Annotated in this window: 9 protein-coding genes and 1 tRNA gene; 5 read left to right on the top strand and 5 right to left on the bottom strand. The window is 60.6% G+C overall.

Translation table 11 applies throughout. From position 1 onward, the window contains the following. Window positions 1–123: 123 nt before the first annotated feature. The 4 genes from OKC44_RS12780 to OKC44_RS12795 all read right to left on the bottom strand — a co-directional run bounded on the left by OKC44_RS12780 (window position 124) and on the right by OKC44_RS12795 (window position 4,116). Complete coding sequence (locus tag OKC44_RS12780) at window positions 124–2,277, bottom strand: S9 family peptidase (RefSeq protein WP_270813190.1); 2,154 nt, start codon at window positions 2,275–2,277, stop codon at window positions 124–126. Window positions 2,278–2,501: 224 nt separating this feature from the next. Then, entirely contained in the window at window positions 2,502–2,933 is a 432-nt protein-coding gene (locus OKC44_RS12785) for a DUF411 domain-containing protein (RefSeq protein WP_011704327.1), read from the bottom strand. 49 nt (window positions 2,934–2,982) lie between these two features. Then, the gene (locus tag OKC44_RS12790; RefSeq protein ID WP_011704326.1) at window positions 2,983–3,306 is read right to left on the bottom strand and encodes a hypothetical protein; all 324 of its coding nucleotides are present in this window, start codon (window positions 3,304–3,306) and stop codon (window positions 2,983–2,985) included. 87 nt (window positions 3,307–3,393) lie between these two features. Beyond that, complete coding sequence (locus tag OKC44_RS12795) at window positions 3,394–4,116, bottom strand: SDR family oxidoreductase (protein ID WP_029304386.1); 723 nt, start codon at window positions 4,114–4,116, stop codon at window positions 3,394–3,396. A gap of 143 nt (window positions 4,117–4,259) precedes the next feature. Between OKC44_RS12795 and OKC44_RS12800 the strand changes: the two genes are divergently transcribed. From OKC44_RS12800 to OKC44_RS12820, 5 genes are all read left to right on the top strand, one after another. Beyond that, the gene (locus tag OKC44_RS12800) at window positions 4,260–5,102 is read left to right on the top strand and encodes a LysR family transcriptional regulator (protein ID WP_016349119.1); all 843 of its coding nucleotides are present in this window, start codon (window positions 4,260–4,262) and stop codon (window positions 5,100–5,102) included. A 78-nt stretch (window positions 5,103–5,180) separates the two neighbouring features. After that, window positions 5,181–5,780, top strand: a complete 600-nt coding sequence (gene kefF, locus OKC44_RS12805) for a glutathione-regulated potassium-efflux system oxidoreductase KefF (RefSeq protein ID WP_016349118.1) — start codon at window positions 5,181–5,183, stop codon at window positions 5,778–5,780. 70 nt (window positions 5,781–5,850) lie between these two features. Continuing rightward, window positions 5,851–7,701: a monovalent cation:proton antiporter-2 (CPA2) family protein gene (locus OKC44_RS12810; RefSeq protein WP_270813194.1), complete on the top strand. Its 1,851-nt coding sequence runs from the start codon at window positions 5,851–5,853 to the stop codon at window positions 7,699–7,701. After that, window positions 7,698–8,084: a SirB2 family protein gene (locus OKC44_RS12815; RefSeq protein WP_016349116.1), complete on the top strand. Its 387-nt coding sequence runs from the start codon at window positions 7,698–7,700 to the stop codon at window positions 8,082–8,084. Before OKC44_RS12810 ends, OKC44_RS12815 begins: the two co-directional genes overlap by 4 nt. Before the next feature lie 303 nt (window positions 8,085–8,387). Then, window positions 8,388–9,374: a helix-turn-helix transcriptional regulator gene (locus tag OKC44_RS12820; RefSeq protein WP_005308002.1), complete on the top strand. Its 987-nt coding sequence runs from the start codon at window positions 8,388–8,390 to the stop codon at window positions 9,372–9,374. 1,443 nt (window positions 9,375–10,817) lie between these two features. On the opposite strand, the gene OKC44_RS12825 is transcribed toward OKC44_RS12820, so the two are convergent. Further along, window positions 10,818–10,894, bottom strand: a tRNA-Asp gene (locus tag OKC44_RS12825). Window positions 10,895–11,062 lie beyond the last annotated feature (168 nt).

Consider the following 11,062-nt stretch of genomic DNA (forward strand, 5'->3'; position numbering starts at 1 on the left):
TTGAAGCCGATCATTAATTTGCTGATCAGAGATTAATTGGATGTGCTACCGGTCGGCAGACAGAATGGGATGAGGGAGATTCTTTTGCAGCCCTTGACTGGCAAGGGCTGCAACTGTGGTGACTTATGCTTGTGGCTTGGCCAAATCCAGAATAAACGCGAACTCCAGCGCGATATCCTCGTAGGCTTTGAAGCGACCCGACTTGCCGCCGTGGCCGGCGTCCATGTCGGTGCTCAGCAACAACTTGTTATCATCCGTCTTCAGCTCGCGCAGCTTGGCGACCCACTTGGCCGGCTCCCAGTACTGCACCTGGGAGTCGTGCAGCCCGGTGGTCACCAGCAGATTGGGATAGGCCTGCGCCTTGACCTGATCGTAGGGGCTGTAGGCCTTCATGTAGTCGTAGTAGCGCTTCTGGTTCGGGTTGCCCCACTCGTCGTACTCCCCGGTGGTGAGGGGAATGGACTCGTCCAGCATGGTGGTGACCACGTCGACGAACGGCACCTGGGCCACCACGCCGCGATAGAGCTGGGGCGCCTGATTGATGACGGCCCCCATCAGCAGGCCGCCGGCGCTGCCGCCCATGGCGTAGACCTGATCCTTGGCGCCGTAGCCCTGCGCCACCAGCGCCTCGGTCACGTCGATGAAGTCGTTGAAGGTGTTCTGCTTTTTCAGCAGCTTGCCATCTTCGTACCAGTGGCGCCCCAGCTCCTCGCCGCCACGAATGTGGGCAATGGCGTAGACGAAGCCGCGGTCCAGCAGGCTCAACCGGGCGCTGCTGAAGTCCGGGTCCATGCTGGCACCGTAGGAGCCGTAGCCGTAGACCAGCAGCGGATTGGTGTGCGCACCGGCCCCCTCTTGCTTGAACTTGTCCTTGCGATAGACCAGCGACACCGGCACGGCCACGCCGTCACGGGCGGTGATCCAGAGCCGCTCGCTGGCATACTGGTCAGCCTTGAAGCCCGCCACCGGCTGCTGCTTGAGCAGGGTGCGCTTGCCGCTGTTCAGATCGAGCTCGTAGGTGGACGAGGGGGTGGTCATGGAGGAGTAGCCATAACGCAGGGCGCTGGTATCCGGCTCCGGATTGTAGGCGAGCCAGGTGACATAGGCCGGATCGTCGAAGGCGATCTCCTTCTGCTCGCCGCTCTGCCAGTTGACCTGACGCAGTCGGGTCAGCCCCTGACTGCGCTCCTCCAGCACCAGCCACTCCTTGAACAGGGCATAGCTCTCCAGCAGCACGTCCGGATTGGGGGCGATCACCGCCTTCCAGCGATCCACCGGGCTCTCCTTGGTCTCGTAGAGGCCGAAGTTCTTGCCGTCCTTGTTGGAGCGCACATAGAAGCGGCCGCGGTAGTGATCCAGGCTGTATTCGTGATCCACCTGGCGCGGCAGGAACAGCCGCGGCGCCTGGGTCGGCACGTTGGCATCGATGAGGCGCGCCTCGCCTGAGGTGGTGCTGGAGAGGGCGATGACGATGAAATCTTCCGAGGTGGTGGCGTAGAGGCTCACATAGAAGGAGTCGTCCTTCTCCTCATAGACCAGCTGATCCTTGGCCGGATCCGTGCCCAGCTCGTGGCGATAGACCTGGTAGGGCAGCAGCGTCTTGGGGTGCTTGCGCACGTAGAACACCGTCTTGCTGTCGTTGGCCCACACCAGATTGCCGGAGGTGTTCGGAAGCAACTCGGCGGCCCATTTGCCGCTCTCCAGATCGAGGAACTGGATCTGGTACTGACGGCGGGAGAGAAAATCTTCCGCCACCGCCAGCCAGCGATTGTTGCGGCTCACCTCGAGCGCCCCCAGGGCGTAGAACTCGTGGCCTTCAGCGCGCTGGTTGCCGTCCAGCAGCAGGCTCGCAGCCTCTTCACCCAGCTTGTTGCGCGAATAGATGGCGTACTCCTTGCCCGGCTCGTAGCGGGTCTGGTAGCGATAGCCGTTCTTCACGTAGGGCACCGACTCGTCCTGCTGCGGAATGCGGGCCACCATCTCCTGATAGAGCTGGTCGCGCAGCGGCTTGATCGGTTTGAGCATGGCGTCGGTGTAGGCGTTTTCGGCCTCGAGATAGGCCAGCACCTCGGGTTTCTGGCGCTCGTCATCGCGCAGCCAGTAGTAGTTGTCGACCCGGGTATCCCCGTGTTTCTTGATGGCGTGAGGGTGTTTGGCGGCCACGGGAGGCTGGATCAGGGTGTCGCTTGTGGGCATGGCGGACTCATCATTGGCATATGAACAGGGAACGGCGGCCAGACAAGCCAGCAGCAGAAGCCCTCGGGAAAAGGTGAACATGTCGCATCCTTTGCGCTGTAAAAGGGTTGGCGGACCTGAGCCTTGGCTCCTTGGACAGGGGATCAATCTGCCCCTTGTCGCCTTCAGTTGCAAGTTCTCCCGCGCCCTGATGTAAAAGGGCCGCCATCTCGCGATGGCGGCCCCCATACCTGACCGTGAGCGACACGGGCTCGCTCAGGTGTGCCTCACATGATGGAAGTGTGTCTGCTCACGGCCAGTTTTCATCAGCCGGGGTAGCTCGACCAGACCTTGGTCGCGCCCTCGTTGCTGATGCTCAGCACCTGATAGGGCTGACCCGGAATATCCATGCCTGGCGCACTCTGGGGCATGCCCGGAATGGTCAGGCCGCGGATCGCCGGTTTTTCCTTGAGCAGCTTCTGCACGTCGGCGGCGGGTACATGCCCCTCCACCACATAGCCGTTCACCACCCCGGTGTGGCAGGAAGCCAGCTGCGGAGTGATGCCGTACTGCTGCTTGACCGGTTCAAGCTGCTCGGTTTCGACGACCTTGACCTCAAAGCCGTTCTCCTCCATGTGCTTGATCCAGGTCTTGCAGCAGCCGCAATACTGGGACTTGTAGACGGTCATCTGCTCGGTTGCCAGAGCAGAAAAACTGACGGTACCGGCCAGCACGGCCAATAACAGGGACTTGTACATAACTCACCTCGGATAAGAAGAAATGCCCAAAAAAGCAGGGGGACTCGACTCAACCGAGATGACGGGGCGGACGCTCCAGCCGGTCGGTCGGAACATCCGGCATGAACTGGGAGGGGGAGATGAAATCCGGGGTATCGGGTTCCAGCATGGCAACCGTCAGGCTGTCGCCGGTGAGTACCGTCATGGCGAGCGCCGAGGTGAAGCTGCCGCAGGGCATGGCCTTCTCCAGGGTACGTTCGCTCTGGCTGCAATGAGGCGTCAGGGTACAGAGATCAGTCGCTGCCCGGCTGCCAAACGACATCAGCACCATCAGCAGACTCCACAGGGGGAGCCAGCGGCGGGCGCGAGCGAGTTGGCGACGGGTCAGAACCATGAGACGACTCATTGATGAAAGGTAGCCTATGGTAACCCTTGGCCCAGGGGGAGGGTCAAGCCCTCCCCCGCTTCCAGTCAGCCGCCATCAAGGTTGCTGACGGGTCGCCGCCAGCACGATCTCGCGCACGCAGACATTGGCCGGCTGGCTCCATGCATAGAGCACGGCGTCGGCGATCACCTCAGGCGCAATGACGCCCCCCATCTGATCCTTCCAGTCGTGGTAGCCGGCCTTGATGCTCTCGTCCGTGGTGTGGCTGAGCAGCTCGGTCTCCACCGCGCCCGGGGCTATGGTCACCATCCGCACGCCGACGTCGGCCACCTCTTCCCGGATGTTCTCGGTCAGGGCGTGCACGGCGAACTTGGTGGCGCAGTAGGCAGCATGGTTCGGGAAAGTCTTGCGACCGGCGATGGAGCTGATGTTGATGATGGTGCCGCTGCGGCGGGCCTTCATGCCGGCCAGCACGGCGTGAACACCGTTCAACACCCCCATCACGTTGATGTTGAGCATCTGCTGCCACTCGGCCGGGTCCTGCACGTCGGCCTGTCCCAGCAGCATGACGCCGGCGTTGTTGACCAAGCAGCCGACCGGGCCGAATTGTGCCTCGGCCTGCTGGATGGCGGCCTTCATGGCGGCGGTGTCGGTCACATCGACCCCGATGCAAAGAGTATCGGGCAGCGCCAGCGCCTGCATGGGCTCGACCCGGCGGGCCAGCAGCAGCAGCGGATGGCCGGCGGCGGAGAAGGCGCGGGCGATGGCGGCACCGATCCCGGCGGAGGCACCGGTGATCACGACGAGAGGCTTGGACATGATGTTTTCCTTCTGATTCAAGAGTCGGTTTGAGCAAACAAGCGGCTGGCCAGCACGGAACGGGATCACTATAGTCACTGCATCCATCAGTGATAAATATTGTTTTCCGCTGGTTATCATCTGAAAAAACTATGGTTGGGCTTATGCTGGATCTGAGACTGCTGCGCTTCTTCATCGCCATCTATGAAGAGAAGAACATCACGGCGGCGGCCGAACGCTGCCACGTCAGCCAGCCTTCCCTCTCGGCGGGGCTGCGCCAGCTGGAAGAGACCCTGGGTGACAGCCTGTTCATCCGGGGCAAGAAGGGGGTGGCGGCCAGGGATCAGGCCCATTACCTCTATCCCCACGCGGTCAAGCTGGTGGAAGAGGCGCGCCGGCTGCCGGCGCTGTTTCGCCAGAAGGCGACGCGTGCGCGGCTCAACATGGCCATCATGCCGGACCTGAGCCGGCGGCGGGTGGCGGGATTGCTGCAGCAGGTGCAGGCTGTGCTGCCCGAGCTGGATCTCACCCTCTCCGATTACGGGACGCCTGCCGACTGTCGGCTGACCCTGGATGCCCTGCGCCGCGAAGACGAGATCTTCCTGCCGCTGTGGGAGGAGGATTATGTCTTGTGCGTGCGAAGCGACCATCCCCTCGCAAGCCGCCAGCAACTCGAGTTGGCCGAGCTGCAACATTATGATTTTATTGAGTGCCCTCCCTGCGAAGCCCATCAGCAAACCATAGGCCTGCTGGCCTGTGACCGGCTCACCCTCAATCTGGTGGCCAAGGCCGAGAGCAAGGGGCTGGTGATGGCGCTGGTGCTGGCCGGGGTCGGCATCAGCTTTCTGCCGGACGGGCTGGTGGAAGACGAAGCGGGTCTGTGCACCGTGCCGGTGCGCGGGCCACGGATGTTCCGGCGCATCGGCCTCTGCTATCCCGCCCACCAGACCCTCAATCCGGCGCTGCGCGAGCTGATCCCGGAACTGGCGAGCCATGGCGCTTCTTGATAACGTCGCTGCTCAATGCATCATTTTTTTCGCCGGTCGCTTGCACCGGTATTTGGCCCCTCTTCAGATCAGGAACCCATGAAACGCATTCTGGTTATCTTTTCACACCCGGCGCTGCAGAGCTCCCGGGCCAACAAGCAGCTGCTGCAGGCCATCGACGGCCTGGAGGGCGTCACCCTGCACGACCTTTACCAGCACTACCCCAACATGTTCATCAACGTGAAGCGGGAGCAGGCCCTGCTGTCTGAACACGACATCATCGTGTTCCAGCACCCCTTCTACTGGTACTCCTGCCCCGCCATCATGAAGGAGTGGATGGATCTGGTGCTGGAATATGGCTACGCCTACGGCCCGGAAGCCCACGCCCTCAACGGCAAGCAGTGGCTGTCGGCCATCACCACCGGCGGTGCCCCCGAATCTTATTGCAGCGAGGGCTACAACCAACGCCCGCTGCTCGACTTTCTGCTGCCATTCCGGCAGACGGCCCAGTTGTGCGGCATGAGCTGGCTGCCGCCGTTCGTGCTGCACTCCTTTCACAAGATCCGGGATCAGGAGGCGCTGCGCCGCTGTGGCCAGGACTATCGCCAGCTGCTGTGTGCCCTGCGCGACGAACAGCTGACCCCGGCCCAGCTTGCCGGCAGCCCCTATCTGCGCGATCTGCTGGAGGTACTCTCATGACCCGCTCTCGATCCGGGCGACAGCCCGGCCTGCCGACATCGGCCTCCACCACTGTGCGGAGGATCCGCTGATGGGACATGGTTTGCTGTTCGATGCCTTCATCTACCTCTCCGCCGCGGTGATCGCGGTGCCGCTGGCCAAGCGCTGGGGGCTGGGATCCGTGCTCGGTTACCTGCTGGCGGGCATCATCATAGGCCCTTTCCTGCTGGGGCTGGTGGGTGAACAGAAGGATGTGATGCACTTCGCCGAGTTCGGGGTAGTGCTGATGCTGTTTCTGGTCGGGCTGGAGCTCAGGCCGGCGCTGCTGTGGCAGTTGAAGGGACCGATCCTCGGCACCGGCGGGCTGCAGGTGTTGCTGACCACGGCCGCCCTGACCGGCGTGGCCCACCTCATCGGCCTGCCCTGGCAGCAGGGGCTGGCCATCGGCCTCATCCTGGCGCTCTCCTCCACCGCCATCGTGCTGCAGAGCCTGCAGGAGCGCAAACTGATGCAGAGCGAAAGCGGCCGCTCCGCCTTCGCCGTGCTGCTGTTCCAGGACATCGCCGTCATCCCCATCCTGGCGATCCTGCCGCTGCTGGCCATCGCGCCGGTAGCCAGCAGCTCGGAGCTGGCCGGCTGGCAACACGGCCTGCTGGTGGTGGCTGCCATCTCCGGCATAGTGCTGGGTGGTCATTACCTGATGCGACCGGTGTTTCGCGCCATCGCCCAGTCCCACATGCGGGAGATCTTCGTCGCCGCCGCCCTGTTGCTGGTGATCGCCATCGCCGTGCTGATGGAGTCGGTCGGCCTCTCCCCCGCCCTCGGCTCCTTCCTCGCCGGCGTGGTGCTGGCGGATAGCGAATATCGCCACGAGCTGGAAGCGGACATAGAGCCGTTCAAGGGGCTGCTGCTCGGCCTCTTCTTCATGTCCGTCGGCGCCGGTATCAACTTCGGGCTGTTTGCCGAGCACCCGCTGCTGATCCCGGCCCTGGTAGTTGGTCTGATGGTGCTCAAGTGGCTGGTGCTGATGGCGCTCGGCTTTGCCATTCGCATCTCGCCGAGTCAGCGCTGGACCTTCGGGCTGGCGCTGGCCCAGGGCGGCGAGTTCGCCTTCGTGCTGTTCTCGTTCGCCGCCCAGAACAAGGTGCTGCCGGGGGATACCATCGCCCTGCTGACGCTGGTGGTGGCGCTCTCCATGGCGCTGACGCCGCTGCTGCTGATCCTCAACGATCGGGTGATCCAGCCCTGGTTCGACTATCGCAACCAGAGTGAATTGCCGCAGCACGAGCAGCCGGAGCTGGTGGAGCACCCGGTCATCATCGCCGGCTTCGGCCGTTTCGGTCAGATCGTGGGCCGCCTGCTGCACGGCCACGGCATCGGTACCACCATCCTCGAGCAGGATGCCAGCCAGATCGAGATGCTGCGCAAGTATGGCTATCAGGTGTTCTATGGCGATGCCAGCCGGCTTGACCTGCTGCACGCCGCCGGCGCCCACAAGGCCAAGCTGCTGGTGCTCTCCATCAACGATCCGGCCACATCACTCGAAGTGATTGAAATGGTGAAGAAACACTTCCCGCACCTTAAGATACTGGCGCGAGCCCAGGATCGTCCCCACGCTCACGAGATCCTGCGCCAGGGCGTGGGCAGCGTGTACCGGGAAACCCTGGGTTCTGCCGTGGATCTGGGGGTAGAAGCCCTGACCCAGCTCGGCTTTCGGGCCAACCAGGCCTGGCGGGCCGGCCAGACCTTCAAGCAGCACGACAACTGGCTGCTGCGGGAACAGGTCAACTACCTGGACGACGAACACACCTATATCAACAAGAGCCTGCAATACCGGGACATCCTCTCCGATCTGCTGCAAGACGATCAGGAAGGACAGGAGCGCATTCACGCTCACAACTGGAACAGCGGTCTGCCCGACAACGACAAGGAAGCAATATGATTGCCTATTACCCCATGCTCAAACACCTGCACATGACGCTGGCGCTGGTCAGCGTGCTGCTGTTCCTCTATCGCTGGCTGCTGGCCCTGGGTGGCAGTGCCCGCCTGCAGCAGAAGTGGCTGAAGATCCTGCCCCATGTCAACGACACCTTCCTGTTGCTGTTCGGGGTGCTGCTGGCGGTGACCCTGCAGATGAGCCCGGGCCAACAACCCTGGCTGATGGCCAAGCTGATCGCTCTGGTGGTTTACATCGGCCTCGGCGTCATGGCGCTCAAGCGCCCTGCGCGCAGCCAGAAGCTGGTGGCCGGCCTCGCTGCCCTGGCGGTATTTGGCTACATGGTGGGCGCCGCCATCACCAAATCCGCCTTGTCCTGGCTGGCCTGATCCAGCCAAAAAGTACCTGCCTGGTGGAGGGGAGCCATCCCCTCCACATCATATTCTGCGTTTCCCCGTCATTTCTGTTTTTTCCTCTCCCTTAAATCCGTAAGACAGCACTTTCATTTGGTGAATTTTCATCATTTTTAAGCCTCGATTGCTGCCCAAAATAAGGGTAATTATGTTTATTATCATGTAGTTAGTTTGGTTTGTATGAAAATGGCGACAGTTGTCGCAGCAAAACTTGCGACATAGACTGTCGCAAGGCATGGCTAGGATACACTCAACGCTAAACCAGTGAAGGCATGCACCATGAGTAAGAAGCTGTTACGACAACTGACCTTGGCGCGTTGCATCCCGCACCGCCCTTACAAGCTGACCGCCAGCCAACTCCAGGTAAAACTGGAAGAAGAAGGCATCCACGTCAGTCTGCGTACCGTGCAACGGGACCTGGAAGAGATGTCCGGCATGGGGTTGTTCGATCTCACCTCGGATGAACGCAGCAAACCACACGGCTGGTGCTTCGAGCGCCATGGCCTCAACGATTTTGCCAACATCATGCCGCTCTCCTTGGCAGTGGCGCTGAAAACCTGGAGCGATCAGGCCAGCCAGCTGTTGCCGGCCAGCGTACTGACCGAACTGAACCCCTTGGTCGACAAGGCCAGCCAGGTGATCCGCGATAGCCAGAGCGAACTGGCCGAACGCTGGCTCGAGAGCGTGCATCAGTCACCACGTCCGTTTGCCGGCAACCCGGAGATCCGCCGCAGCACGCTGATCCGCGATGCATTGTGGCGCGGTCGCAAGTTCAGTGCCGAGATCCAGCGTGTCATCAAGGAGCGCACAGTATGGCTCTGCTACGACCGCATCAATCCGCTCGGCATCCTGAACCAGGCGGAAGGGCCGACGCTGCTCTGCACCCTGTCCGAGCTGGATCCCAAGGTCTACGGCATCCCATTCGATCACATCAAGAACGTGGAGCTGACCAACTTCAGCGCGACCCAGCCGAAGGATTTCAACATCCAGAAACTGATCCGCGATCAGGGCTATCAGGATGTTAGCGGACCGATCCGCTTCGTCGGTCGCATCGATGCCAACTGCCCGACCCTGGTCGACGGACAGATCCCCGGCCACAATCCGCGCATGACCCGCTATGACAAGCGCAGCGTGGTGGTGGAAACCGAGGTACAGGACACCCCCGAGTTCCGTACCTGGCTCAACAACATGAGCGGGAACCTGGAAGTGCTGGCGCCTGAATCCTTGCGCAAGGCATATCCGACACCGGGTAGCCGCGTCAGCTGACCACCTCAGAAAAAAGCCGGGCCAAGCCCGGCTTTTTGTATTCTTTTTGAGCATATTTATTCAACTAATTTTTAAGTCTTGCCCACCGAATTGAGCCTGTTTGTACCATCGTTTTCGCCCCGTTTTTGCGTGTAAGAGATCCGCCATGGCAGCTGTAAGAGGCCACTGTGTCGAACCGTACGCGAAGCCATCTTTGAATCCACATGCTTTCCCATGAAACAAACTAATACCATGATTTGTATGGCTTTATTTCTATAGCATTGGTCATTAATCCGTTATCGCCACGCCAACAACGCCGGATCCTCCCTTGTGCCGCCCCCTGGTTCCCTTAATATGGGTCTCACAAGGACGGAGCTGGTTCGGCAGGATGCGGAAACAGCGCATAAGCAGGGAATAAACCACAGGGTGTGGGCAAGGAACACCTCAGGATGAGGCCGGTAACCAGGACGGTTATCAAACGGATTACAGGACACCACGGGACGTGGTTGCGGACACCTCGGGATGAGGCAGAGCAAACAGGATGATTGCTCTTCAGGAAGTATATGGACCTCGCAGGAAGCGAGCAGGACAGCTTCAGGATGAAGCGAGACAACCCGGATGGTTGTCTGTCAGGATGACGCAAGGAACACCACGGGATGTGGTAACGGACACCTCCAGGATGGAGAGAGTGCAGCAATCAGGAGCGATTGCCAGGCTAGGATGGCCACAGGACACCTCAACGGATTGGGAAGGGGATATTCCGAAGGATCAGGATAAAGTCAGGGATTGCAGGGAGCGTTGCAGTTCATGGACTGGACTAGATGACTTGAGGGGACGGCAGCCGCCGTCCCCTTTTCTTTATGTGCCTTTTGTACCAGAACGATCAATGACATGGGGCTCTACTCGCTGTCACAGCACATCCTGTGTGCTCTAGAGCCCCCCTCAATCTGGGCGCCCATTGTCAGCCAGAATCCCCCTCTTTCACCTCATACACTTCGTGAACGCTGCTCTGGGTTAGTGCTGCAGCAGGCAAGTAACCACCCGCAAAGCTCCCCTCCATTCGCTCAGGGCTTCTTAAAAGTGCTTCAACCAAGGAAGCTCCCAGTATAAAGCTGGCTCATTGCCAGCGACTACATACCCGCTAGAAACACAGGGTGGAATGGACCCATCCCGACATGACCACCGTCTGGCTCTGCGTGTTTTACTAAGTCGCGTGAGGGAAAAAGAGGCAATTCGGGAAAAGTTAAACGAAAAAAAGCCCAGTCGTTAGACTGGGCTTCTTAAGTAGTGGCGGAGCGGACGGGGAGACGGACAGAGTCCGGCTCAAGCACAAAGGACAACAGACAGGGACCGAGTTGCCAGTGGCAAGTCGCAGCCCTGTCAGTTGTCCTTTGTTTCCTTATTTCATTCGCCAAAACCATATAGCAAAAAGGCCTTCCCTGATGGGAAGGCCTTTCAAATTAGTGGCGGAGCGGACGGGACTCGAACCCGCGACCCCCGGCGTGACAGGCCGGTATTCTAACCGACTGAACTACCGCTCCGCTGTCTGGTTAGCTTTTTGCTAAATTGTCTGCCGCTTCATTGAGGTGTCATCCTCGCAGCCAACGTCGTGATGTGCACGGCGCTGTTTAATTGGGTGCCTGGCAGTGTCCTACTCTCGCATGGCGAATGCCACACTACCATCGGCGCTACCGCGTTTCACTTCTGAG

Origin of the sequence: Aeromonas sp. S41-2, assembly GCF_027705845.1 — a bacterium.
GTDB classification, from domain to species: domain Bacteria; phylum Pseudomonadota; class Gammaproteobacteria; order Enterobacterales; family Aeromonadaceae; genus Aeromonas; species Aeromonas hydrophila.